Annotated in this window: 23 protein-coding genes and 1 other RNA gene; 6 read left to right on the forward strand and 18 right to left on the reverse strand. The window is 52.7% G+C overall.

Going from position 1 to position 25,910, the window contains the following annotated elements:
- Positions 1 to 60: 60 nt before the first annotated feature.
- The 6 genes from MRY16398_RS22330 to MRY16398_RS22360 form a co-directional block, all read right to left on the reverse strand.
- A complete protein-coding gene (locus MRY16398_RS22330) occupies positions 61 to 3,135 on the reverse strand; it encodes a beta-galactosidase (RefSeq protein WP_125125208.1) in 3,075 nt (1,024 codons plus the stop codon).
- Between the two features lie 105 nt (positions 3,136 to 3,240).
- Entirely contained in the window at positions 3,241 to 4,323 is a 1,083-nt protein-coding gene (locus MRY16398_RS22335) for a LacI family DNA-binding transcriptional regulator (protein WP_125125209.1), read from the reverse strand.
- A gap of 248 nt (positions 4,324 to 4,571) precedes the next feature.
- Positions 4,572 to 4,790: a hypothetical protein gene (locus MRY16398_RS22340; RefSeq protein ID WP_041852481.1), complete on the reverse strand. Its 219-nt coding sequence runs from the start codon at positions 4,788 to 4,790 to the stop codon at positions 4,572 to 4,574.
- Positions 4,787 to 5,038 (reverse strand): hypothetical protein, encoded by a 252-nt coding sequence (locus tag MRY16398_RS22345; RefSeq protein WP_041852482.1) that lies wholly within the window; start codon positions 5,036 to 5,038, stop codon positions 4,787 to 4,789. Before MRY16398_RS22345 ends, MRY16398_RS22340 begins: the two co-directional genes overlap by 4 nt.
- Before the next feature lie 450 nt (positions 5,039 to 5,488).
- Positions 5,489 to 6,040, reverse strand: coding sequence for a GNAT family N-acetyltransferase (locus MRY16398_RS22350; RefSeq protein WP_108702368.1), 552 nt, complete (start codon positions 6,038 to 6,040; stop codon positions 5,489 to 5,491).
- 691 nt (positions 6,041 to 6,731) lie between these two features.
- Complete coding sequence (locus tag MRY16398_RS22360) at positions 6,732 to 7,514, reverse strand: OB-fold protein (protein WP_075808736.1); 783 nt, start codon at positions 7,512 to 7,514, stop codon at positions 6,732 to 6,734.
- Between the two features lie 160 nt (positions 7,515 to 7,674).
- Here MRY16398_RS22360 and MRY16398_RS31050 point away from each other — a divergent pair, with 160 nt between their 5' ends.
- A complete protein-coding gene (locus MRY16398_RS31050) occupies positions 7,675 to 7,884 on the forward strand; it encodes a hypothetical protein (protein ID WP_049086740.1) in 210 nt (69 codons plus the stop codon).
- A gap of 123 nt (positions 7,885 to 8,007) precedes the next feature.
- Here the strand turns inward: MRY16398_RS31050 and MRY16398_RS22370 are convergent, their stop codons facing one another.
- The 5 genes from MRY16398_RS22370 to ffs form a co-directional block, all read right to left on the reverse strand.
- Positions 8,008 to 9,120: a helix-turn-helix domain-containing protein gene (locus tag MRY16398_RS22370; protein ID WP_125125210.1), complete on the reverse strand. Its 1,113-nt coding sequence runs from the start codon at positions 9,118 to 9,120 to the stop codon at positions 8,008 to 8,010.
- Complete coding sequence (locus MRY16398_RS22375) at positions 9,117 to 9,788, reverse strand: hypothetical protein (RefSeq protein WP_125125211.1); 672 nt, start codon at positions 9,786 to 9,788, stop codon at positions 9,117 to 9,119. The genes MRY16398_RS22370 and MRY16398_RS22375 overlap by 4 nt, the downstream gene beginning before the upstream one ends.
- Before the next feature lie 463 nt (positions 9,789 to 10,251).
- Complete coding sequence (locus MRY16398_RS22380; RefSeq protein ID WP_003021675.1) at positions 10,252 to 11,205, reverse strand: hypothetical protein; 954 nt, start codon at positions 11,203 to 11,205, stop codon at positions 10,252 to 10,254.
- 183 nt (positions 11,206 to 11,388) lie between these two features.
- Positions 11,389 to 12,477, reverse strand: a complete 1,089-nt coding sequence (locus MRY16398_RS22385) for a site-specific integrase (RefSeq protein WP_125125212.1) — start codon at positions 12,475 to 12,477, stop codon at positions 11,389 to 11,391.
- Between the two features lie 108 nt (positions 12,478 to 12,585).
- Positions 12,586 to 12,682: signal recognition particle sRNA small type (gene ffs, locus MRY16398_RS22390), an RNA gene on the reverse strand.
- Between the two features lie 165 nt (positions 12,683 to 12,847).
- On the opposite strand from ffs, the gene MRY16398_RS22395 reads away from it, so the two are divergent.
- Positions 12,848 to 13,159 carry an MGMT family protein gene (locus tag MRY16398_RS22395; RefSeq protein ID WP_041852484.1) on the forward strand — a complete coding sequence of 104 codons (312 nt, stop codon included), beginning with the start codon at positions 12,848 to 12,850 and terminating at the stop codon, positions 13,157 to 13,159.
- Between the two features lie 34 nt (positions 13,160 to 13,193).
- Here MRY16398_RS22395 and MRY16398_RS22400 read toward each other — a convergent pair whose 3' ends face one another.
- The gene (locus tag MRY16398_RS22400; RefSeq protein WP_071195825.1) at positions 13,194 to 13,760 is read right to left on the reverse strand and encodes a YbaY family lipoprotein; all 567 of its coding nucleotides are present in this window, start codon (positions 13,758 to 13,760) and stop codon (positions 13,194 to 13,196) included.
- A gap of 214 nt (positions 13,761 to 13,974) precedes the next feature.
- Between MRY16398_RS22400 and tesB the strand changes: the two genes are divergently transcribed.
- Positions 13,975 to 14,844, forward strand: coding sequence for an acyl-CoA thioesterase II (gene tesB / locus MRY16398_RS22405; protein WP_041852486.1), 870 nt, complete (start codon positions 13,975 to 13,977; stop codon positions 14,842 to 14,844).
- A gap of 67 nt (positions 14,845 to 14,911) precedes the next feature.
- Here the strand turns inward: tesB and amtB are convergent, their stop codons facing one another.
- The 5 genes from amtB to MRY16398_RS22430 all read right to left on the reverse strand — a co-directional run bounded on the left by amtB (position 14,912) and on the right by MRY16398_RS22430 (position 20,864).
- Positions 14,912 to 16,201, reverse strand: coding sequence for an ammonium transporter AmtB (gene amtB / locus MRY16398_RS22410; RefSeq protein ID WP_041852487.1), 1,290 nt, complete (start codon positions 16,199 to 16,201; stop codon positions 14,912 to 14,914).
- 30 nt (positions 16,202 to 16,231) lie between these two features.
- A complete protein-coding gene (gene glnK / locus MRY16398_RS22415; protein WP_002891893.1) occupies positions 16,232 to 16,570 on the reverse strand; it encodes a P-II family nitrogen regulator in 339 nt (112 codons plus the stop codon).
- A gap of 255 nt (positions 16,571 to 16,825) precedes the next feature.
- On the reverse strand, positions 16,826 to 18,604 hold the full coding sequence (locus tag MRY16398_RS22420; RefSeq protein WP_125125213.1) for a SmdB family multidrug efflux ABC transporter permease/ATP-binding protein: 1,779 nt from the start codon (positions 18,602 to 18,604) through the stop codon (positions 16,826 to 16,828).
- Positions 18,597 to 20,360: a SmdA family multidrug ABC transporter permease/ATP-binding protein gene (locus tag MRY16398_RS22425; protein ID WP_041852489.1), complete on the reverse strand. Its 1,764-nt coding sequence runs from the start codon at positions 20,358 to 20,360 to the stop codon at positions 18,597 to 18,599. The genes MRY16398_RS22420 and MRY16398_RS22425 overlap by 8 nt, the downstream gene beginning before the upstream one ends.
- Positions 20,361 to 20,405: 45 nt before the next feature.
- Positions 20,406 to 20,864: an Lrp/AsnC family transcriptional regulator gene (locus tag MRY16398_RS22430; RefSeq protein WP_041852490.1), complete on the reverse strand. Its 459-nt coding sequence runs from the start codon at positions 20,862 to 20,864 to the stop codon at positions 20,406 to 20,408.
- A gap of 115 nt (positions 20,865 to 20,979) precedes the next feature.
- Between MRY16398_RS22430 and MRY16398_RS22435 the strand changes: the two genes are divergently transcribed.
- Positions 20,980 to 22,026: a PLP-dependent cysteine synthase family protein gene (locus MRY16398_RS22435; protein ID WP_041852491.1), complete on the forward strand. Its 1,047-nt coding sequence runs from the start codon at positions 20,980 to 20,982 to the stop codon at positions 22,024 to 22,026.
- A 41-nt stretch (positions 22,027 to 22,067) separates the two neighbouring features.
- On the opposite strand, the gene cof is transcribed toward MRY16398_RS22435, so the two are convergent.
- Complete coding sequence (cof, locus tag MRY16398_RS22440; protein ID WP_041852492.1) at positions 22,068 to 22,886, reverse strand: HMP-PP phosphatase; 819 nt, start codon at positions 22,884 to 22,886, stop codon at positions 22,068 to 22,070.
- 98 nt (positions 22,887 to 22,984) lie between these two features.
- Here cof and MRY16398_RS22445 point away from each other — a divergent pair, with 98 nt between their 5' ends.
- Positions 22,985 to 24,685, forward strand: a complete 1,701-nt coding sequence (locus MRY16398_RS22445; RefSeq protein ID WP_125125214.1) for an SgrR family transcriptional regulator — start codon at positions 22,985 to 22,987, stop codon at positions 24,683 to 24,685.
- A 67-nt stretch (positions 24,686 to 24,752) separates the two neighbouring features.
- Positions 24,753 to 25,448 carry a 7-cyano-7-deazaguanine synthase QueC gene (queC, locus tag MRY16398_RS22450; protein WP_041852494.1) on the forward strand — a complete coding sequence of 232 codons (696 nt, stop codon included), beginning with the start codon at positions 24,753 to 24,755 and terminating at the stop codon, positions 25,446 to 25,448.
- The last annotated feature ends 462 nt before the right edge of the window (positions 25,449 to 25,910 follow it).

Here is a 25,910-nt window from a genome sequence, read left to right on the forward strand (position 1 = left end):
GTGAGCCTCCGAAGTGAACCGCGCAGCGGGACGATTCCCGCTGCGTCTGGCTGACTAAGTTTAGCCCTGAGACCAGCAGAAGGTGTAGCGCACGACATCGTCGCTGAGGATAAATTCCGGGGACACACTCGGACTCCAGGAGTCGTCGCCACCGAGCCCCATGTGAAAGGCATCCAGTTGCAGCCAGCATCCGGCCTCTTCGCGCAGCAAATGGCGGTGAGAGGTTTCCCTTAATTGCTGCTGGCTGTAGCGACTCAGGGAAAAGTGGAACTGCCCGTTCAGACGATGCGCACCATAATTCACCTCGCGCGTGTCGCAACGCAGGCCATTTTCGGTCGGGAAAATATAGTCCGTATGCAGTTGCGCGAGCGGTAATGTCCAACGACCCTGCCGCGCGGCCAGTTTGCGATCCGGGTAGTTTTCATGCGGCCCAAGTCCCCGCCAACTGACCTGCTCTGCAACCTCAGCAAGCTGACACTGCAAGCCGATACGCGCAGGCGGCGGCACATCCAGATTGCGTTGCACCTGAACATCGCCATGCAGAACGCCATCGCCAGCCACTCGCCAGGTTTTTTTACTGATAAACAGCGTCTGCCCGTTGTACTGCCAGGCATGGCGCGTGGCGATGACCACATCGGTGGCGTTTTCCAGCGCCTCGCACTGCAACAACACTGGCGTCAGGTCATACATTCCCGCCGCTTTCCAGCGCTCCACCCACGCATTGGGATCGATGCGCGTGGCCTCGCTGACGCCGATATCATTGTCCAGCGGAGCGCGGGTAAAGTTATCAAGTACCGGCGCAAGGAGCGTCGGTTGACCATCACGCCACCACTGCGTCAGATGGCCGCTCGTCCGGCTGAACTGCCAGCGATGCCCGCCCTGTTCAATCACGAAATGTGCAGAGTCAGTCTGTAACGCGGGCCGCGGTTGTGCGGCTTTTTCTCCTGGTAATGCGAGCGCTGTCGGCAGTTGCCACTGATCCCAGGCGCAGCGGTGCTGGGCGGGTGACCAGCTTGTCGCATCACGCTGATAGATATCCACATTCAGCCAGACGTCCCCCGATTGCGCGGCCAAAGGCGGGCAGTTAAGTTCAATACGCTGGGTTCCCTGCGGGGCAATCGCCAGCACCACCTCCCCTTGCGTCAGCACCTCGCCATCACGGGTAACAGACCATCGCAGAACTTCGTTATCCGTCGAACGGAATAAATACTCGCTCGTTACCTCGATTGCCAGCGGTGAGGTACTGACCCGTTGGAACTGGAAAAACTGCTGGGCGCGTTGCGCTTCATAGAGCGCCGGGTGCGGGGTTCTGTCCGGGAAGACCAGCCCGTTCATGCAGAACTGTCGGTCATTTGGCGTATCGCCGAAATCACCGCCATAGGCCCAGAATGGCTCACCGTTTTCATCGAGTTTGGTCAGCGCCTGGTCAACCCAGTCCCAGACAAACCCGCCCTGCAGACGGGGGTAAGCGCGGAAAGCCTGCCAGTATTTGGCAAACCCGCCGAAGCTGTTGCCCATGGCATGCGCATATTCACAAAGGATCAGCGGACGGGTTTCATCCGGCATTCCGACCCATTTTTTTATCGACCATTTCGGCACCGCCGGGAACGGTTGATCCTGATCGACGCGGGCATACATCGGGCAGACGATATCTGTTGCCGCAGTATTGGCGCCACCGCCTTCGTACTGTACCGGACGTGTTGGATCGGTGGTTTTCACCCAACGATAGAGCGCGTCATGCGACGCGCCATGACCAGATTCATTTCCCAGCGACCAGATAATGATCGACGGATGGTTACGATCGCGCTGCACCATGCGGGTAACACGCTCGCTCATCGCCGGTAGCCATTGCGGATCATCCGCCAGACGGCTCATCGGTACCATGCCGTGCGTTTCAATGTTTGCTTCATCCACCACATAGAGCCCGTACTGATCGCACAGGCGATACCACAGCGGGTGGTTGGGGTAATGTGAACAGCGTACGGCATTGAAATTGTGCTGCTTCATCAGTTCGATATCGCGGCGCATCGTGGCTTCATCGATCGCCTGACCGTTTTCCGGATGGTGTTCATGGCGGTTGACGCCACGGATCAGCAGCGGCTGACCGTTCAGTTTCAGCAACCCTTCGCTGATCTCAACATGGCGGAAGCCCACATCGCACGCTTCCACTTCCAGCAGATGGTTTTCACCGTCATACAGCGCCATCGTCAAACGATACAACTCAGGCGTTTCCGCGCTCCACAGTAGCGGTCGCTCAACGGGCATCGTCACGCTTACGCGCTCGGCCCAGGCTCCGCGCTCATCCACCACTGCGCTACCCGGTCTCTGGCTGGCCTCAGCGATTTTCTCATCCCCTCGCCACAAGGCGACGACCACCTGGCAGCCAGCAAATTCCCCGGCGAGCGTTATCTCCGTTTGCAATTGCGCGTGGGTAAATTCCGCATTCAGTTGGGTGGTGTAGTGATAATTGGCAATGCGGGTATGGGGTTTATGTTGCAGGGAGACATCACGGAAAATGCCGCTCATGCGCCACATATCCTGGTCTTCAAGGTAACTGCCATCGCACCAGCGCAGCACCATAACCGCCAGACGATTTTCCCCGGCCACCAGCACGTTGCTCAGATCAAATTCCGCAGGCAGGCGGCTATCCTGGGAATAGCCGACCCACTGGCCATTACACCAGAGATAAAACGCGGAGTTAACCCCATCAAAAACAACATGCGTTTGCCCGTTCGTCAGCCACTGTTCTTCGACATCAAATGTGAGCGAGTAACAACCGGTCGGATTGTCCTGCGGTACAAACGGTGGATTCACCGCGATGGGATAGGTCACGTTGGTGTAAATGGGGGTATCAAAGCCCTGCATCTGCCAGTTCGACGGCACCGGCATTCGCACCGCATCGGTGAGATCGGCCGTGATCCAGCTTTCCGGTACAGATTCGGGTGATGAAAAGAAGTTAAACTGCCAGTCGCCGTTAAGTAAACGACGGGTTGACGGGACCTCATCACGAAGCGCTTCGCCCACATCCCGCCAGCTTGACATTGGCGCGTGCGCCGGTAAACGGTGCCAGTGCGTGATGACCGGGTTTTCCCAGTCCCGACGAGCGAATAACGAACTTAACGCGGAAACAGACATATTGACCTCATTTTGCGAAGCGCTCACAATTTTATGCACAATGCACCGAATCAGCGCTAACGTAAAGGGTTTACGAGCAGCAAAGCGAAAAGGATCACAAAAGCGTTAACGCCGATCGAGCTGCGCTGCGAGTTGTGCCAGCTCATTCAGTCGTCTGGCCAGCGTTTCGCCACTGACGTTAATCGATGTTACCGGTGAGGTCGAGGCGCGCTCCACCAGCGTTACCGGCAGCCGCGTCTGGCCAATCCCGATATCGTCACCGGCGAGGCGTGCAAGGAGCCATTCTACGCTACGCTCGCCCGCGATTTTGAACGCCTGGCGGATGGTCGTGAGCGGCGGTGAGTACCAGGCGCTGTCGGCGGTATCATCATAACCGACCACTGAAATCTGGCCCGGTACGGTTAAGCCCCGCTCCGCGCAGACACGTATCACGCCAAGGGCCATCTGATCGTTGGCGACCAGGATAGCCTGCGGCGGCGTATCTGCCGCCAGAAGCAGATGCCCTTTTTCATAGCCGGATGCCGCGCTCCAGTCGCCGTATTCACAGCCACAGGGCGATAGCCCCGACTCCGCCAGTGCCGCCAGCCATCCTGACATTCTTGCCCTTGCAGAGACCGATGACTGCGGCCCCCCCAGCAACGCAATACGCTGATGCCCCTGCTCCAGCAAGTGCGCAGCGCCAAGCCGTGCCCCCTGGTCTGCATCAAAAATCAGACTGTTGACGGCCGCCGTTTCACTGACATCAAGGAAGAGGACCGGCACCGGGCCTGCCAGTGCCGATAAGGCCTCTGCCTGTTCATCATCCAGCGGAACGTTAACCAGCAGCCCATCGACCCGTTGGGCCAGTAGATCCTGCAACGCAGCAGTACATCCCCGGGTGTCCTGCACTTCCGGCATGGAAATGATCACATTCACGCCGGATTGTGTGGCGCGGGATTTTACCGCCGAGGCAATTTGAGAGGGAGCATGCAGAGCCAGGTCGGAAGTCAGTAGACCCAGCGTTTTGGTCCGTTTCCCCGCCAGTTGCTGCGCCCCGCGATTGGGGATGTAGTGCAGTTCCGCCATCGCCGCCAGCACTTTCTCCCGCGTCCGGGCAGACACATGTTCGCCCTGATTGATAACGCGCGAAACGGTTTGGTAAGAGACCCCGGCAAGGCGGGCGACATCATAGAGCGTAATGGTTTTCATGGCACTCATCTGGCGACGGATTTCGCGTCAGTGTACCCGATTACGTCAGCAACTGTTATGCAGGTGTAAGAAATGCCAGCAAAGCTATACGCGTCAGGGAAACAAAGCGGGGATAAGAAATGTCGACGAGCCAGACTGGCCCGTCGTAAACATCGTCCGTGATGATGAGATGGTTACAACTGAATTATATTTTGTATCATCATCACAAAACTGAGCGCAATTTAAATGACAGTTTCATGACAATACAATTACTGCTGACGCGGAATAGGAAACCCTTTAATAGAAATAACGAAACTATCGCCTTCTTTTTTTATTTTTGCGCCAGCATCACACCAGTCGGTAGCGATGCGAAAGAACTCATCGCTACCAATATTCCAGTTCAGACGGACATGTTTAACAAAACCTGATCGTAACAGGTCACAAGCCTCGCAATAATTGCTGGCCGTTGAGAGCAGTTGTTGGTTCATTTTTTCTTCTTCAGAAGTTTACGTAATGCCTTGATCTCTTTTGGATTTAATGGAGCAGTACTTTCTTCTTCAAGGTGTTGGTTATCGATATCCTCTTCCGATACTCCGCCCTGTTCAACTGACTGAAACGCCAACAGCAGCAGTTTTTCAGTCGCCGTACTGAGGTTCTCATTATTTTCTTCTGCGTAATGACGGAGCTTTTCTTTTAACGTCTGATCAATTTTGACGTTCAATACCGCACTGGTCATGATTATCCCTTCCCGTGTGAAGTTAGCAAAGTATTAATACACGAAGTTAACATACTGATCCAGAGTTATATTAAAAGCTTATGACAAATTAAAAATATCCACAAATATTTTAACCTTGTTTTATGACATTTAAGTGAAAGTAATATTTCAAATATATGACAATGCATTATTAATGGTTGGCAATGGATAACGGCAGCTACGGAAAGGGGTGACGGTGGCGTGTTTTTTCGAGGTAGCGTTGGTGTAACGAGTCAGCAAATTGCTTTACTTGCCCTTCGCCAGCACTAGCATAATGCGAATAAGAAGAACCTTAACCGCTAATTATCACTTAGCAAAAAGAGATGCAGGATATGGATCTCTACCCTAATAAAACGGCGTTGGTTTCCTCCGCAGGCAACACCATGGAAATTCAAAAATCGCGCAGCACCGTTACCGGAGGCAACCGCTGAGTTAGCGTTGTAAATCCCGCCACGCCTCGCGGGTGATTTCCCAAAGTTCGGAATCCAGTTCACCCGCCACATAGTGTGCTTTTTCGCGACGGACCAGACGCATACCGCTACGCTGCGAAAAATTAACTGAGCGTGTGTTCACGGCAGCCTTTGGCGCACGTAGCACCTCTTTATCTAATTCCTCAAACCAGTAGCGCGTCACCGCATCACTGGCTTCTGACATCAGGCCCTGCCCCTGCCACTCTGGCACCAGCCAGAATCCGCGATTATTATCGGGCAGGTCCATCAGACATATAACGCCAATAAGTTGCATTGGCTCGGCTTTACGCCGAATCGTCCAGTACCAGCCCTTTCCCGCTTCTGCCGCTGGCAAAGCGACATGATTAACATACTGGGCAGCGCCATCGTCCGGATAAGGCCAGGGGATCGTGCCAATCAGATAACGCACAATCTCCCAACGAGGGAAGACACGTTGAATTTGTTCCGCATCGGCGGAAACCAGCGGCTGAAGGAGTAATCGTTCGGTGGCGAGTTGCGGTGTGGTCACAGGCATCCTTTCTGCATAAACGGCGGTAAATTGACCATAAAACAGAAAGCGCACAGAGGGCAAGATAAAAGAAGGTACCAGAAATGGGTGGGAGCCCTGCCAGCTAAGCTTTTTCTAATAAAACCTATGTATTTCAATGCACTAAAAAGCGGTGGGACAATGATTTTGTATCACCAAAAGTATACACTGGCAAGCCGTTTTCTCATGCGACAGACACAAAAAAACCGGGGCTGACCCGGCTTTGTATGGCTTTTGACCAAACTCCATCTAAGCTACATTTTCCACTACCATGTAGGATCGCCCAACCTCTTCAATCAGTGGTTGGAGATTCGTATTGCTGCCTTTGACTGTAAATAGGTCTTCTGGCTGTTCATCTTTTACGGCTTTTTTAACATAACCATAATACGGACGACTAACCGCAGTCCTTAAAGATACCTCCGTACAAGAAGATAAAGCGACCATATTTTCCCCTGTGTACTTGAACACTGGCGGATCATAGTTTTTGATCACGCTCCGGCAAGAGTTCACAATTTAGTGTGCCACTACAACTAGGTAGGTTCAAAGTATCCAACCAACAGCGGAGTGATCGCTCTCTTTTAATTTATATGCCGTGGTATTAGCAACGTCCGCTATTGGCACTAAGCTGCCTGTCAGATTAGGTTTAGACCTGTGTCATAGCTGTGTCAGGTTAATACAACTAATTAAACGTACAGTTGCCGCCAGACGGCGCACCGATGAATAGCTGCATCTTTTCGCAAGTCACGGTGATCTTCTGCCCTTTCTTCAGCTTCGACGCCTGCGCCATCTCTGAATCAGCCATACTCAGGCTGACAGGCATGAAGCGGTTACCACTTTCAAGTTTAAGAACGACATCATTCGCGATATTTTTTGTTATATCCTGAACAATTCCGGTCATTTCGACCTTACGACCACCAATTTTGTCATCGGCGGCTACCTCGTTAGCTTTATACAATTTAACCAGCTCTTTCGCCGTAGTCCGATACACGCTTTCGTCAGAAGTTGTCGCATTCGGTTTTACGACACCAGCTTGCGTGGCTAAAGGCATTAGCCCCGTAAGGGTCATCTTTCTAAAATCCTTCTGTATCAATGCATAAGCACCAACACCACCGCAACTATCTATTCCAATTTTGTCTTTCGTTGCCAGAATCATTTTCTGTTTCTTAGCATTTTTTAGCTTATCCCCCATCTCAGCACCAAAGACGATTGAATTGTAAACAGCGTAGTAGCTTTCCGTGTCGGTAGTCATTCCTTTGGTGGCGCTGGTGCTGATGGATTTGATGACTCTATCAATGGAGTTCTTTCCATCATCTGAAAGTACCTGGTCGCAACTGGCTGTAACAAGCGTTTTGACATAGGCAGACAGGTATTCAGGATATGGCTGGATTTCGCCTGAGGCAGCATCACCAGCTACGGACGAGAAAGCGCAGAACGCCAGAGACAACCCAATAATTTTTTTCATGCTTCTTCCTGTATGCAGACTTGATCGTTACCATTAACAATAGATTTTATCGATCGAAATTATATTATTGATCGTTTTTTACAGATCAATGATCGAGATGCATCCTACATACACCGCTTGCAGGAAGGCGGCAGAAATCAACTGCAATGGAGGTTAAGAGATGGTAAGAAGAGTGTTGTTGATGGGATTTATTCTTGCTGCGTTCAGTGCCAATGCCGGGCGTATAACTATGAGCAACCCGGAGCAGTCAACCACGGCGAACGGGCAAACCTTGTGTGTCTATTCCAACAGTATTTACACCTTTACCTACGTCACGAAGTCGAAACATTGCCCATATAGCAAAAGTTTCAACACGGTCGAAAGTGAGTAAATTATGTATAAGAATGTGTCGAACATCGAAAATGAAGGTTATTGCTCAGAAGGATGACTGCGGTGAGCCCACTGGCGATCAATAATAAGCCGCTAAAGACGGTCTCTAACGGCTTATAGCTTTTCACACCAGACGGAGAGAGGCCTTTGACAGTGAGCTTGATGTTCCGCAATTACCACCTCTAATTGCCGCCACACCGTAAAGCAGGCTACTCAGTTCATCAAGAGGCACGTTAAGCTCATCACTCAATTGAGTCAGATTAATGCCGTTACCAGCCAGAGCGGTCATCATTTTTTCAATAATGAGCGATCTTTCACGCTCGATTCCTCCCGGCTCACCGGTTCGATACCCCTTTGCCGTCGCATCGCGCATCAGACTGTTGTACTGCCATTCTGTAAGCATGTTCAGATTTCGCATTCTGACAATCAGAGCCATCGCCGAGACTTTCCAGAGCGATTTCAATTGCACGATTTTGTCGAACGTCGGCAACGTCATCTTAACAGCCATCACGTTTTCCAAGGGCATCAGAAATGCCGACGCAAAAGCATCCGCTTCACGCTCTGCATCTTGCCCCTTGACGTCACCATGACGGTGGAGCACCAGGTGAGCAAGTTCATGTGCCGCATCGAAACGACTGCGTTCACCTGATTTACGAGTGTTCAGGAAGATGTAAGGGACATCATCTTTCCAGAACGAAAATGCATCGATACTCGCCGTTTCCTCCGAGAGCCAGAACACCTTAACGCCGTGCTTCTCCAGAAGATGAACAACGTTGGTGATGCTCTTCTTGCCAATACCCCAAGCTTCGCGCACCGCCTGAGCAGCGATCTCAGGCTCACTTCCACGAAGATTCGGCAATTCAGGCTGCGGCAGAGTGAAACGGGTGCTGAAATACTCGCTCAGCATAACTCCCAGCGCACCAGCCCCGATTGCCGCATGCTGGTCGGCGGCTTTTGTCGTGCGCAAAGAACGGAATGAAACCGTCAGTGGATCGATTGCTTCAACGTCATCCCCGAAGAAAAAGGACTCTGGGTATTTCAGAGCCCTAGCGTACGCCTGGACCGTCTCTGGCGTGGGTTCATATAGGCAATAGGCTTTTTCGTACTCAATTACGATACGGCTGGAAAGTCCCATCTTTTCTGCCAGTTCTTTTAGGGTCAGTTTGCGTCTGATCCGTGCCAGCTTGAGCCGGGATGGATTAAAAAGACGTTTACCGTCATCAACAGGGTTACTCATTTGCTTTCAACAGTAATTGATATGTCATCATTGAAATCCTCATCAGGGAAAATATCCGCACCTTCAAATGGCAGAGGACTCAAAATAATACGCTCACTCCATGCGCTTACGCGGGCAAATCCGTCCTGATTCACCATTCCTACCGGATAAGACACCTCGCAGCGAACCTCTTTGTTAGCCGCATCATAATAGTACAGGACGATATAAGTGCGAGTGCTATCTATCGGAGTGATTTCAGATTTGCCTGAATACAATGCATCCGTCTGGAACATATCAACTGTGCCAGGATTGTTGTGAACAATCGAGCGCGTTGCCTCACCTTTGGCATTTTTGGTTTTCGGCAATCCATCAGGACGCCCGGTGTGTCTGTCACCCGAGGTGATAATCAGATTAACCCCTCTCGCTGAGTTAGCGACCATTTCCATTCGCTTTACCACTTCAGGGGACCAGCCGTTACCCTTACCAATTAGTACACGGCGTGTCGCGGCAACCATTTCACTCCAGAAACGGAACCCTGCATCGACAGCGGGGTGTAGCTTGCTGGATTTGCGGCGCTCGTACAAAGCAGATGTCAGAGCAGCATGAATATCGTTTTCTGAAAAGCCCAGTCCATTAAGTACAACATCTGAATCAGCTTCGGTATGCAGGATACAGTAAGGCATGGCCATGAAAGTCTCTCCGGTAGTTTCACTTCATGATTTCAACATAAATATTATGACAAAATCAAGAAGTGATTATCGAAAAGTCATTACAGCTTCATATTTATTTTCTTACTGGCTTTCTCCCAGCTCATTGACATGCTGCGATGTTTGTTAAGCCAACCGGTACTGAAACTCCGCTTCTCGCGTATAGCTGATTTTTATCTACACCCTCAAATTTCGACCTTTCAAAATAAATATTTGTTTCAATTTTCAGCAGATTAGCTGGTTTCGCCCCTGCAAGTTTTTTGCTTCTTAACTGACTTTATCTGCTACACAAAGTGAGATACAGTCTGCGACACAAGACAATCCTGGCGCTGTAGATACCTGACGTATGGTCGAACGAAGCCGCCTTATCGGTCAGCTTTACACATAAAAAAACCCTGCTTCAGCAGGGCTTATAATCTTGTCGATTCCTCACACCAATCGAAAATTAATGATTGTCCTTACGAGATGACGCATAATCACTGATTAAAAAATCATCATATTTTGCAGGCAAAAGTGCCACCTCCCCCCACCCTAACTGGGGTGTCATATAACCCATGCCGACCTCATCTACTCGACTATAAAAAACGGTTATCCTCCCACGATTTTTATCATTAAAAAATCCTCTCCCTTCAGCGGTATCATTAGTGATACGTACTCTGAAATCCCTAAATGATGTTCCTTGGTTGATCTTTAACCAGACATTACTATGGCCTGTAAACGTCTCAATTTTCCAAAACGTACCAAAAAAGAATGCTGGATCAGGAGAACCCTCAGTTATGTCATTGATTTCTTTTAGTGAGTCACAAAATCTGTAGCGCTTTGCTTTACCATCTGCGCCAACAAGGTAAATCTCACGGTAATAATTATGATCGAAATTAACGCATAAAGACTGGACACTAGTTACTTGGCTCGGAACCTTGAAAGACTCACCATGATGGCGGGAAATAGGCAATGAAACCTCTTTGCCATTTTTTCTCTCAAAATGAGAATCGACAGGTACCTCACTGCCCTCAGAATCGATCCTTGGATTGTTATCAGGACGAGACTCGAGAAAACCGCTTATGACTATAAGCTCTTCATCTTCAACGGCTTTTTTTGCATCCTCTTGAGATGCGTATTTTTTGTACTGAATGGGGCCACATCTCAAACTACAGAAAGGCGCATTATCATCTTTAAGGTGTTTGTAATAGGCCGGAACTTCATTCGTAGTCATGCCCTTGTCAGGATCGGCAGGCACTCGAGTTATATGTTCATAGCAAGAAGGACAAAAAATATATCCTTTCATAGACAGTGAATAAGCAAGCGGCTCGACAGTATTCCTTTTGAGGGCGAGAAGCGTATGCTCGCCTTTAATCCAATCAGGATCGTAATATGCATAAGCGATTCTACGAGTTGGCATAATTATCCTACCCCCATCAATAGTGCATTAGCATGATTTCCAGACTATCACTTTTGGAAACCTCGCTAAAACAACACGGATCACAAAACCTCTATATTTAAAGGGGTTATGATTGGCACTCAAGATTTTCGAAGCGTATTTATCCCCTTTGGAACCAGCGTGAATTTGCTTATCCAGATAACTTTAGAGTACCTCAATTAACTCGACGAGCGTCCTGACAGCAATCCCCTTCCCGTATCGGTTGTACGTGATCGTTGCGTTCGAGTGTCCGAGCACCTGCGAAGCGAACTGTTCAGGGAAGCCATTCTGTTTAAATGTTGTGGCGGCATAGTGGCGCAGTGAATGATATTCAGGCAGGCTATGCTTGCCTCTGAACCTCGTAAACCAACTGCTGAAATAGTGACCATAGCTCCCAAGATGCAATGTTAGCTCCGGGAACAGATGGCCTTTTCTTTCTTTGATAAAATCAAGTAGACCAAGTGTCAGCAGTTGCGAATTGATCGGAACGAATCGGCGCGAACTGTCCGTTTTAAGCGTCTGATTCGGATTCAAGTTATCAACACGGAAGCACCAAACTCCGTCAACTTTCATCACGTCATTGTGGTAAAGCTGGCAGATCTCATTCTGCCTCATCCCCGAATAGCGACCAATCAGAATGATCCACCGTTTCCAATCCTTCACGCCATGTAAAGCAATGTGCAATCGTTTCAGATCGTTGAGCGTGTATGCTGGACGGCGATCCATTGGTGCGGTTATTTCCTTAACACCCATCCCCTCAAATGGGTTTCGAATCTCATCATCCGTGCGAATTGCAAGCCATTTGAAAAACGCCGAGTTCTTTTTGATGTAACGGTTTCTGGTGGATGCTGAACCTTCAAGGCCATCAACAAACGCCGCCGCGCTTCGTTTGCTGAAAGGCTCTTTTGTAGAATTCAGATATGCATTTACGCACCTATTGATCGTCAGTATTTCCCGTTCACCAACCTCTCCTGTTTTAGCCTTGGTGTACTTATCAAGCTCGCTCTTCAGGCTCTTGAAAGGCTTTTTCTGTTGTGGTTGTTGGAAGGAAGCAGACGGGGTTGCAGTGTGTGCCGGGATGGACTGCGGAACGCAGTGGAAAGGTTGTGAGGTGAGATATTTCTCCACACGGAGCAAAGCTTCACGCTTGGAACGTGTGCGAAGAGAAATACGAATTTCACGGCGTTTCCGAGGTGTCAGGTAGACCCTGCGGTAGTACCAGATCCCGTGACGGGAAAGCATCAGATGCGACATTGATTAGCGTCCTAAGTGATACACGAAAGTTGTATCACCGCCGTTTCAATGCACGAAAACAGAGGGTTACATGATGGATATCATGCACTTACCAGAAATGGGTGGGGGCCCTGCCAGCTACATCCCGGCACACACGTCCTTTGCCTTGGCTGCTTCCTTCCGGACCTGACCTGGTAAACAAAGTAGCGTTGCGGGAGAACCAACAGAGCCCCCATTGAGAGCGTTGTTAACCAACGCGCTGGCGCATTATCCATGTCCCATGCCGCAATTGCAAGCCGCACCCTGACGGATGCCGATTTCTTGCGCAATCTCCCCTTCACAGTCACGACCAGGCTGTTTATGCTGACCTTTCGTCAGTCAGGAAGGCAGTATGGATAATCACGATTCTTTTCCACAGCGGGTATGGCAAATCGTCGCCTCGATTCCAGAGGGCTATGTCACAACCTATGGTGATGTCGCCAGGCTTGCGGGGTCGCCACGTGCAGCCAGACAGGTCGGTGGCGTGCTAAAGCGTTTACCGGAGGGCAGTACTTTACCCTGGCATCGGGTGGTTAATCGCCACGGCTCAATTTCATTAAGCGGACCGGATTTACAACGTCAGCGACAGGCATTAATGGAAGAAGGTGTAGCGGTATCCGGCAATGGACAAATTGATATGCAGCGCTATCGCTGGATTTACTGAAACCTCCTCTCCCGCAGGAGAGGAGGCACGCACATTACATCTGCGTTGGTGCAGGCGTTGCCGTAGAAGGGCTTACCTGGGTTGGGGATGTTGAAGGCACGGTAGTTGTCGCGCCACCGCCTGACTGCAATGGAATAGCGGTCTGCTGGACCGGAACCAGTGTCAGGTCAGCTTTCGTACCGCCCTGGTTAATGATCGGTTTAACCGTATCGGTTACAAAGACCATTTTGTCATCAATGGTAATAGCCGCACTCAGCAGCAGACGCGCGTTAGGCTGGATGTCTGCCGGGTTAAACGGCAAGACAAAGCTAAACGGCGCCTGTTTACCTTCGGTGCGAACCGCTTTTTGGGCAATCACTTTAGACGGCGCATCGGCCATGGAGGCGTCAGAGACAGTGACGGTCAGGACCGCATTAGGCGGTAACGCCACTTTCTGGCGGATCCATACCGTACCAGAGACGTTAGGTTGGGTTATCGCCGCCGTACTCGCCGCAGGTGCCTGCGGGTTTGGTGCAGGCGTTGGAATGTCTGCGGCTTTTTTTGCGCAGGCAGTCAGCGCTACAGCGACTGCTAAACCACTTAACATGTGCACGAGTTTCATGAGTTCTCCTTATCTTCTATGCACCAGCAAGAATGTTTTCTGCCAGAATGTGTGGTTGGACCATCGTAACGTGTTCAAGTGTGGCACATGTCACTGATTTTTGCCTGCAAACCCCCATCTATTCAGATTATTGCACCCATCGGACCACTTTTATTTCCAGGTTATACTGATCAAGGAATCCGCTGCGTCGGTTTTATTTTTATTGAGGACACCTATGAGTCAGGCGCTTACAAATCTGCTGTCATTGTTGAATCTGGAAAAAATAGAGGAAGGTCTGTTTCGAGGGCAGAGCGAAGACTTAGGTCTGCGCCAGGTGTTCGGTGGTCAGGTGGTTGGGCAAGCGCTATACGCGGCGAAAGAAACCGTACCGGCAGACAGGCTGGTGCACTCGTTTCACAGCTATTTTCTGCGTCCGGGCGATAGCCAGAAACCCATTATTTATGACGTCGAAGTGTTACGTGACGGTAATAGTTTTAGCGCTCGTCGCGTGGCGGCCATTCAAAACGGGAAACCGATTTTTTATATGACGGCGTCATTCCAGGCACCGGAACCGGGCTATGAGCATCAAAAGGCGATGCCTTATGCGCCAGCACCGGAGTCGTTGAAATCCGAAACGGAAATTGCCCGCGAGCTGTCTGCGTTTTTACCGCCGCTGGTAAAAGAGAAATTTCTCGGCGACAAACCGATTGAAATTCGCCCCGTGGAATTTCACAACCCGCTAAAAGGACACGTCGCCGAGCCAACCCGCCAGGTCTGGATGCGCGCCAATGGCACGTTGCCGCAGGATTTACGCGTCCAGCAATACCTGCTCGGCTATGCGTCTGACTTTCACTTCCTGCTGGTTGCGCTCCAGCCCCATGGCGTAGGTTTTCTCGAAAAAGGCATGCAGGTGGCAACCATCGACCACTCCATGTGGTTCCATCGCCCTTTCGATTTAAACGACTGGCTGCTTTACAGTGTGGAAAGTACCTCGGCATCGAGCGCACGCGGTTTTGTCCGCGGAGAGTTTTACAACCGGGATGGCGTCCTGGTCGCCTCTACCGTCCAGGAAGGGGTAATGCGTAACCGCGATGCGGCGGTCTGACCGCAGTACAATAACAAAAGCCTCCCAATGGGGAGGCTTATGTTGCTCAGGAGATAACTCAGTTCGATCAGGCGTTGTAGGCGTTCTCGCCGTGGCTGTTGACGTCCAGCCCTTCGCGTTCCTGATCTTCCGGAACACGCAGACCCACTGTCATATCAGCCAGTTTGTAACCGATAAAGGCGACAATACCAGACCATACGATAGTAATGGCGATACTTTCCAGTTGTACCAGAACCTGATGGCCCATGGTCACGCCTTCGGCATAACCCACGCCGCCCAGTGAAGTGGCTGCGAAGATACCTGTCATGATACAACCTACGATACCGCACACGCCGTGAACACCGAAGACATCACACGGGTCGTCAACACGCAGCCAGCGTTTCAGCGCGGTAACGCCCCACAGCCCCGCCAGACCTGCAACGATGCCCACGATCAGCGCGCCACCTACACCAACGTAACCACACGCCGGGGTGATACCCACGAGGCCAGCAATCGCACCAGAACAGGCACCCAACAGAGACGGTTTGCCGCGCAGCGCCCACTCACCGAAGACCCAGGAGAGGATCGCACCCGCTGTTGCCACGACGGTGTTAACGAAAGCCAGACCCGCAATTTCGTTCGCAGCGCTTGCAGAACCGGCGTTGAAGCCGAACCAGCCAAAATAGAGGATTGCCGTACCGGTAAACACCATCGGCAGGTTGTGCGGTTTAAACGCTTCTTTACCGAAACCGACGCGTTTGCCAATCAGGTAAGCACCCACCAGGCCTGCAACGGCTGCGTTGATGTGAACGACTGTACCGCCCGCAAAATCCATGGCGCCATGGGTTGCCAGCAGACCGCCACCCCAAACCATGTGTGCGATCGGCACGTAGGACAGCGTCAGCCATACCACGACGAAAATCAGTACTGCGGAGAAACGGATACGTTCTGCCAGCGCACCGACAATCAGGCCGACGGTAATACAGGCAAACGAGCCCTGGAACGCAACGTGAATGTACTGATAGATGGTGCCCATCAGCGCTTTCAGCTCAATATTTTTCAGCATCACCCAGTCGAAGCTACCAAAGAAGCTGCCGCCAGTGCCAAAGGCCAGAGAGTAGCCGTAAACCACCCACAGCACGCACACCAGTGCGAACGTAACCGCAACCTGTGTCAGCATAGAAAGGACGTTTTTACCGCGGATTAAACCACCATAGAACAGGGCGATGCCCGGAATTGACATAAACAGCACCAGCGCGGTGCAAATCATCATAAAGGCATTGTCGGCTTTATCGACGACAACCGGATCGGCTGCCATAGCCAGACACGGCAGTAATGCCAGCGAGGCCAGACCCGCTTTTAATAGTGCTTTCTTCATTTTACCCATCCCCTCACTGTGTGCCAGGTATTACAGTGCCGCTTCGTCGGCTTCGCCGGTACGAATACGAATGACGCGTTGCAGCTCGGCAACGAAAATTTTGCCGTCGCCAATTTTTCCGGTGTAGGCGGCTTTGCTAATGACATCAATGACTTCATCGAGCTGATCGTCAGCAATTGCCACATCAATCTTCACTTTTGGCAGGAAGTTAACGCTGTACTCCGCACCACGGTACAACTCAGCGTGTCCTTTCTGACGTCCGAAACCTTTCACTTCGGTCACGGTTAACCCTTGAATACCAATTGAAGACAGCGCTTCACGAACGTCTTCCAGTTTGAATGGCTTAATTACAACGGTAACCAGCTTCATAGATCCCCCTCCAGTCGAAAATCGATAATGGCCGCAGCTAATACGCATGAGATATTGCAAGCGGTGTGCCAAAAATGAAAAACGGGAAAATTTCAGGCTGTTAAGCCGTCTAAGAAGGATGTCATAGCGCAGCGATGAAAATGGGAATGGTTCAGATTGTTCCTGGAAAAGAAAAACGCACCACGACAGTGCGTGGTGCGTTACTTTTTTGCACCAACAGCGGAGCCTGTTAGTAGCATGCTTAATTTTGGTGCATCAGGCGATTAGCGATTCTTCTCGAACACTGGCGGCAAGCTCCTCCCCTGCCAGTTGCAGTTGATACATCTGCCAGTAGCGCCCTTTTGCCTCAAGCAGTTGCTGATGCGTACCACGTTCAACGGCCTGACCGCGATTGAGGACAAGAATGGTTTCCGCCTCGACAATCGTCGACAGCCGGTGTGCAATCACGACCAGTGTCGTGTGCTGCCGGACCGCCACCAGCGCCTGCTGAATGGCCTTTTCGGTGCCTGAATCGATATTCGCCGTTGCTTCGTCCAGAATCAGAATTTGCGGCGTATCAACCAGTACACGCGCCAGCGCCAGCAGTTGCTTCTGCCCGACGGAGAGATTATTCCCCTGCTCGCCAAGGCGGGTATAAATCCCCTCCGGCATTTCGCGCGCCAGCCCGGCCAATTGCACCACCTCCAGCGCATGCCAGACCTGCTCCTCGGAAATATCACGCCCCAGCGTGACGTTGGCAAAGAAGGTATCCGCCATCACCACCGGGTCTTGTTGCACCATCGCTACTCCTTTACGCAATGTGCTGTGGCTCAGCGCGGAAAGTGGCCGGCCATCCAGGCGGATTTCTCCTTTGGTCAGCGGGTAGTAGCCCATGAGCAGGCTTGCCAGCGTACTTTTACCGCTACCGGTATGCCCCACCAGGGCCACAAAACTGCGGGCAGGTACATTCAGGCTAATGTCCTGCAGCACCAGACGGTCATCACGATAGGCAAACGAGACATCGTTGATATCAATAGACCCGCTTTTTAGCGGCTCATCGTCGTAGCCATAGGTCTGGCGTGGACAGTCCATCAGCTCAAAGACACGCTCCCCGGCCACTACCGCCTGCTGGAGCATCGACTGCTGGGTCGTCAGCTCAATCAACGGTTCATTCAGGCGACCAAGATAACTGATAAAGGCATACAGCACCCCAACCTCCATCGTGCCAGCCGAGCTAAAGCCAAACAGCATTAACAGGCCGCACAGCACCAGCGCGGAAAAGAGGCTCAGTAAAGGACGCAGCAGGAAGCCATCAAGACGTAACGTCTGCATTCGCGCCAGGTAATGGGAGCGGCTTGCCGATCCCATGCGCTCACCAAAGCGCGCCTGCTGGCGAAACTGCTGGATCACGCTCATCCCATTGATGACTTCGTTGAAGCCATCGTTGATATCCGCCAGGTAAGCCCGCATACGGCGCACAATTGGCGTGCTGTAACGCTGATATATCAACATCACGATGATAACCGCCGGGAAGATACAGATAGCGACAAGCGCCATACGCCAGTCGAGGCTGAACATCGCCACCAGCATCGCGCCAATCAGCGCCGCACTGCGCAATACTGTCGCCACCACCGTCACATAGAGATCGCGGATCACTTCGGTATCGTTGGTCACGCGCGAAATGATCTGCCCGACCGGCTGGGTATCGAAGGCGCTCAGCGGCTGTCGCAGGGCAGCATCCATCACATCGGTACGCAACCGCTGCACCACGCCGACGGCGGCCTGGTTAAACAGTAGCGCCTGGGCATAATGCAGCCCGGCCGCCAGCACCTGCAGGCCGACATAGACAACGACCATCCCCGCCACCAGCCCAACGGGCAGGTAACTTTTCGCCACCATATTGTCGATAAAATAGCTGATCAGCGCCGGTCCGGACACTTCCGCCGCCGCCGCGATCCATAGCATCACGACGGCTTTGGTCAGCGGTTTGCGCCAGGGAGAACCGTAGACAAGCAAACGTTTCAGAGTAGGCCACTGTTGCACTAACTTACGCATCAACCGCCTCCTCTGGTGTGTCATCCAGCGCCGCTTCCAGTTGCTGATAGCGATACATATCGCGGTACCAGCCGGGCTGGCGCGCAAGCTGTTCATGTTGCCCGCGTTGCCCGATATGTCCATGCTGCATCACTAATATCTCACTGGCTTCCGTCAGCGCCGACAGGCGATGGGCGCTGATAATTACTGTACGCCCTTCTCCCCACTGACGCAGGTTATGTAGAATCTGGTGCTCGGTGCGGCCATCTACGGCAGAGAGCGCGTCGTCCAGCAGCAGAATCTCTGCGTTCAGCAGCAGCGCGCGGGCAATTGAGATACGCTGCTTTTGCCCGCCGGAGAGCATTACGCCGCGCTCGCCGACTTCGGTATCATAGCCCTGCGGCAGGCGCAGGATATCCTCATGCACGCTGGCAAGCCGCGCCACATGTTCAATCTCGTCCTGCGTCGCCCCCGGTTTACCCAGCGCGATATTATTGGCGACAGTGTCGGAGAACAGGAACGGTGTCTGATTCACCACCGCCAGGCGGCTGCGCCAGTCATCCAGTTTTAGTTGCGTCAGCGGCACCCCATGAAAACGAATGTCCCCCTGCTCAACATCGAAATGGCGCTGAATCAGAGAGAGCAAGGTGGATTTACCCGCCCCCGTTGGCCCGCAAATCCCTAACATCTGGCCAGGTAACAGGGAGACATTCACATTATTCAAAATCGGCTGTGCCGTTTGCGGATACGTAAATTCGCGAATCGTAATCTGCAGGCTACCGCGCCCTTCCGGAACCGGTTCGGTACCGTCGGTCACCACCGGCGCTTCCGCCAGCATGTCGCGAATACGGCTATAGGCGGCGCTGCCGCGCTCAACGATGTTAAACATCCAGGCCAGCGCCAGCATCGGCCAAATCATTAAGCCAAGATACATGGTGAAGCTGGTAAGCTGCCCCAGCGTGAGCGAGCCCTGAATCACCATCCAGCTCCCGCCGCCAATCGCCAGCAGGTTTGCCATGCCGATAGCAATATAAATGGTCGGATCAAAACGGGCATCGACGCGGGCGACACGCATGTTTTTCGCCCCGGTATCGGCGGCCTCCGCGGCAAACAGCGCCGACTGCCTGTCTTCCAGACCAAACGCCTTGATCATGCGAATGCTGGTCATGCTCTCCTGAGTACGATCGTTCAGCGAGGAGAACGCCGCCTGCGCCAGCTTGAAGCGCTGGTGCAACTGGTCGCCGTAACGTTTAATAAAAATGGCCATAATCGGCATTGGCAACAGCGACAACAGCGTCAGTTGCCAGCTAATCTGCGTGGACATCACCACCAGCACCACGCAGCCCATCACCAGTGAATCCACCAGCGTGAGCACGCCTTCCCCGGCGGCGAACACCACCCGGTCAACGTCATTCGTAGCGCGCGCCATCAAGTCGCCGGTACGGTGGCGCAGATAAAATTCCGGATGCTGGCGGCTGAGCTGGCGGTAAAAATCTTCGCGTAGCTCGACGGCGAGCTGATAGGACGCGCCAAACAGCCAGACGCGCCAGACATAGCGCAGCAGGTAGATGACGATAGCAATCAGCACCAGTGTCCCGACCCACATCATGATCTGCGATGCGGTAAAGTGCTGGCGGGTAACGCCATCGACAATGATCCCCACCACCTTAGGCGGGACGAGTTGTAGAATCGCAATAATGATAAGCAGGCCTACAGCACCGAGATAGCGTCGCCACTCCCGGCGAAAGTACCAGCTTAACTGAGCAAATAATCGCACGCGGTTACATCCTGAACGTGAGTTTTCCGGCTACCGCCGGGAGGGTTATTCAATGGGCAAAGCCGTGGTGTATTTTATCTGTTCCATCGCAAAACTGGATGTCACATCGGACAAGCCAGGTACACTATTGACCAGTTTTTTGTAGAAGTCGTCATAACGTTTCATGTCCGCAACCTGAACGCGTAACAGGTAATCATACTCCCCCGCCATACGCCAGAATCCAAGCACTTCCGGCATTTCCGAGACCACGGCGGTGAAGCGACAGTACCAGTCGCTGCTGTGATGCTGGGTTTTGATCAGCACAAATGCGGTCAGGCTCAGGCCAAGTTTCTCCGCATCCAGCACGGCTACCCGTCCGAGCAGGATACCCTCCTCCTCAAGCCGCTTTAGTCGTTTCCAGCATGGCGTGCTGGTCAGATTAACGGCATCCGCCAGCGCCTGCAAAGAGAGTGTGCAGTCCTGCTGGAGCAAAGAAAGCAACTTACGATCTATTTTATCTAGCATTACGCCTTTCCGGAGAAAGTTTTTCTCTTAACAGTCTATTTCAAAGTTTAAATGGCAACAATTTTTCCTGCGTTTTCCGCTAATCTGGGCACAAAATGATAAATGGAAACGATGTATGAACAGTGACTGGGTTAAGCACGCCATTAACGAAATCAATGCCGATTATCAGCGCTCTGCGGACACGCACCTGATCCGTCTCGCGCTGCCTGCTTTCCCCGGCATCAGACTCTATCTGAAAGATGAAAGTACGCATCCAACCGGAAGCCTCAAACATCGTCTGGCGCGTTCACTCTTTCTCTATGGCCTGTGTAATGGCTGGATTAAAGAAGGCACCACCATCATTGAAGCGTCATCCGGTTCAACGGCGGTATCAGAAGCGTATTTTGCCCGTCTGCTGGGATTACCGTTTATTGCCGTTATGCCTTATTGCACGGCAAAACGAAAAGTCGAGCAGATTGAATTTTACGGTGGTCGCTGTCACTTCGTGGAGAGCGCCTGCGAGATTTATGCGGCCTCAGAAACCCTGGCGCGTGAACTGAACGGCCACTATATGGATCAGTTTACCTATGCCGAGCGCGCCACCGACTGGCGCGGTAATAACAACATTGCGGATAGCATTTTTCGCCAGATGAAAAACGAGCCGCATCCGGTGCCGGACTATATCGTCATGAGCGCAGGTACGGGTGGCACATCGGCCACTATCGGGCGTTACATTCGCTGTCAGGGCTACAGCACCGAACTGATGGTCGTGGATCCGGAAAACTCGGTGTTTCTCGATTTCTGGCAGACCCGAGACGCCAGGCTGCGTTCCTCGGTGGGAAGCAAAATTGAAGGCATTGGCCGACCACGCGTCGAACCGTCATTTATTCCTGACGTGGTGGACGAGATGTTGCGAGTGCCGGATGCCGCCAGTGTGGCAACGGCGCAATGGCTGGAGACACAATTAGGGCGTCGGGTTGGCGCATCGACCGGCACCAATATGTGGGGAGCCTTACAACTGGCGGCGCGTATGCGCGACGAGGGGCGAAGCGGTTCTATCGTGACCCTGTTGTGCGACAGCGGTGAACGTTATCTTGATACCTACTACAACCCGCAGTGGGTCGAAGCCAATATCGGCGATATTCGCCCGTGGCGGGAAGAAATTAACTCGCTGATAAAATAAAAAAGCCAGGCATTCACACCTGGCCGCTGGAAAAGATCTCATCATTCGGGGGAATAAGGAAGATTAGGTGTATCCAGCCAATGCGTTAAGAAGTGCGACACGGCCTGATCGCGGCAGTGTCCGATAACCGGTAAGTGTGGAAGCGCGGCGCGCAACTGTGGCATGGCATTTCCCATGATCATGCCGCGCCCTACGCTTGCCAGCATCTCTCTGTCATTCATGGCGTCGCCGAACGCCATGCAATCCTGCATCGGCACGCCCAGCAGCGAGCTGAGCATGGTCAATGCCGAACCTTTGTTGCAGCCGAGCGGTAATACCTCCAGACAGTAAGAGGCGGAAAAGCATAAATTGGCGCGTCCGCCTAACACTTCATTCATCTGGATCCGCAGACGGCACAGGTCGTCATGTTCACCCACAAAACAGATTTTGGTCACGTCATGGGCAGGCAGTCGCTTGAGATCCACCAACTGGTAAGTGAATCCACTGTAGATATGTTCGTCCAACGCCTCCGGGACAGGTTTATCCGTCATCCAGCCGTCATCGTTAAACGCATGGATGCTGGCCTGCGTATCCCATTTGCTGTGCAGTACGAGTTCAGCCACTTCGGGATCAAGGTCCTGGCGATGTAAAAGCTCCCCCTCCAGAGAGTGGACGCGCGTACCGTTACCGGTTATCAAAAAAGCGTCCAGCGCGAGGATGTCGATGAGCTTGCGCATCTCCAGCGCATGCCTGCCGGTCGCAAAAGTGAGGGTAATGTCGCGTTCACGCAGACGGCGCAGCGTTGCTACAGTTTGCTCACCAAGGCGGTGATCGGGCATCAACAAAGTACCGTCCATATCAAAAGCAGCCAGCCGGGCCATATTTCATCTCCAGATGTGATCGCCGTGTATTGCGCAGAAGTATTGCCTGATATATACGGAAGTAATAGTGAGCAGATAGAGAGAATTGTTCCGGGTTTATGCGACTCCTTAACAGACTCAATCAATACCAGCGCCTCTGGCAGGTCTCATCAGGAGAAGCGCAACAGGTCAGCGTGGCCGAACTTGCCGCACGCTGTTTTTGCAGCGAACGCCATATGCGTACGCTATTACGCCAGATGCAGGAAGCCGGCTGGCTGAACTGGGATTCCCGCTCCGGGCGGGGTAAGCGTGCAGCGTTGCAGTTTTTGCGGACGCCGGAATCCCTGCGCCAGGAGATGATGGAGCAGGCGCTGAATGAGGGCCAGCAGCAAAACGCGCTGGCGCTGGCGCAGCTCGCGCCGGAAGATTTGCGCATTTTACTGAACCCCTTCCTTGGCGGGCTCTGGCAAAACGATACCCCGACGTTACGCATTCCTTACTACCGCCCTCTGGAGCCGCTACGGCAGGGTTTTTTACCCGGTCGGGCGGAACAGCATCTTGCCGGGCAAATCTTCTCTGGCCTGACGCGTTTCGTTGACGATAGCTTTTTACCGCAGGGGGATTTAGCGCATCACTGGGATATTAGCGAGGACAAGCTGACCTGGCGGTTTCATATCCGCACGACGTTGCACTGGCATAACGGCGATGTCGTGAATGTTCGCCAGTTGCAAACACGTTTCATGCTACTCCTTGAACTGCCCGCCTTACGGACGCTGTTCGCCAGCGTCAAAAGCGTGGAGGCTACCCATTCCCACTGTCTGACATTTACGTTGCACCATCCGGATTTCTGGCTGGCGCACCGGCTTGCCAGCTATGCCACCACGCTGGCGCATCCGCAAATGCCACTAATCGGTACCGGGCCGTTCCGTCTGGCCTCATTCAGTAAGGAACTGGTCAGACTGGAAAGTCATGAGCAGTACCACCTCACTCATCCATTATTGAAAGCGGTGGAGTTCTGGATTACACCGCAGCTTTTTGAGCAGAATCTCGGGACCAGTTGTCGCCACCCGGTGCAGATTGCGATTGGCGAGCCTGATGAACTCGTGCATTTGCAGCAAGTGAGTAACAGTGTCAGCCTTGGGTTTTGTTATCTGACACAGCGTATTGGCGCGAATCTCACCCCGGCACAGTCACGACGCCTTGTGCAAATCATCCATCAGACGTCGCTGCTGGAGACACTGCCGCTGGATGAAAACCTCATTACCCCCAGTAAAGAACTTCTCCCTGGCTGGACGATTCCGCAGTGGCCACCGGAAGAGAGCGTTGAGTTACCGCCCACGCTAACCCTGCTTTACCATCTGCCGGTGGAATTACACACCATGGCGCAACAGTTCAAACGTTATCTGGCGGAACTGGGTTGCGATGTCACGCTGATTTTTCATGATGCGAAAACCTGGGATGGGTGCAGTGCGCTGGCGCAGGCAGACTTACTGATGGGCGACAGGCTGATTGGCGAAGCCCCGGAATATGCGCTGGAACAGTGGTTGCGCTGCGACCCGGTCTGGCCCAATGTACTCAGCCGTGCGCAATTCTCCCATTTGCAGGCTACGCTCGATGCCGTGCAAAGCGTGGCGTACGAAACTGCGCGTAGCGAGGCGTTGCAGGCGGTATTCAGCCACCTGATGGATGAGGCCATACTGACACCGCTGTTTAATTATCAGTATCGGATTAGCGCGCCACCAGGCGTAGAAGGCATTCGCCTGAACACCCGTGGCTGGTTTGATTTTACCCAGGCCTGGCTACCCGCACCGGCGCGGTGAAGAAGCTGGTCGGGGCAATCCGCACGCGCTACCATATCGCCTTTATGAATGAATACCGGGAATAATTATGAAACGTGCCGTAGTCGTGTTTAGTGGCGGGCAGGATTCCACAACCTGTCTGGTTCAGGCGTTGCAACAATACGATGAAGTGCATTGTGTCACCTTCGATTATGGTCAGCGTCATCGTGCGGAAATCGATGTGGCGCGTGAACTGGCATTACAGTTAGGCGCACGTGCGCACAAAGTGCTGGACGTAACGTTACTGAATGAACTGGCCGTCAGCAGCCTGACGCGCGACAGCATCCCGGTACCGGATTATCAGCCTGATGCCAGTGGTATCCCGAATACGTTCGTACCCGGGCGCAATATTCTGTTTTTGACCCTGGCGGCCATTTACGCATATCAGGTGCAGGCCGAAGCAGTGATCACCGGCGTTTGCGAAACCGATTTTTCCGGTTATCCGGACTGCCGCGATGAGTTTGTCAAAGCCCTGAACCATGCGGTTACTCTGGGCATGGCGAAAGACATTCGCTTTGAAACGCCATTGATGTGGATAGACAAAGCCGAAACCTGGGCGCTGGCAGATTACTGGGGCAAGCTGGAACTGGTGCGCAATGAGACGTTGACCTGCTATAACGGCATCAAAGGCGATGGCTGCGGACAGTGCGCCGCCTGTAACCTGCGGGCGAATGGCCTGAGCCATTACCTGGCCGATAAGACCGCGGTGATGGCTGCCATGAAAAAGAAAACCGGGTTGAAGTAACGTACCCTTCTGGGTTCCCGGGTGCGCTGCGGTATGAACCGGGAACATGGCTTCCCCGGGCTACAATTTGTATCCACTGCGATAATCGTGTAGATACTGTGAACGTCTTCAACCTTGTTAACCATGGCTGACTCGTTTTCCCGCATGACAACCACAGCGACATCTTTGTGCCCCCCTGGCGCAGGGCGTGCAGCGAGGGGGTTGAGTCCCCGCTGAAATCGGTGAGACGAAGACCCGATGGCAAGGTCAGGCCGCCAGGGATGGCGGACTGAGGTTTGTCGAGACAGGACGTCGAGTCAAACCGACCGCAGGCAGCGGGGCGGGAGGCGAACGCAGTGCGAAGCACCGATTTTTTGCGGGGCCGCGGGGATTGTAAAGGGGAACGCGGTGTTCCCCTTTACCCGTTCACGTGTCCGGAGGTGACATTTCGCCATGAACATAAGGTGAACGGAACCCACCTCC

It is taken from the genome of Phytobacter sp. MRY16-398, from assembly GCF_003925915.1.
Taxonomy (GTDB): Bacteria; Pseudomonadota; Gammaproteobacteria; order Enterobacterales; family Enterobacteriaceae; genus Phytobacter; species Phytobacter diazotrophicus.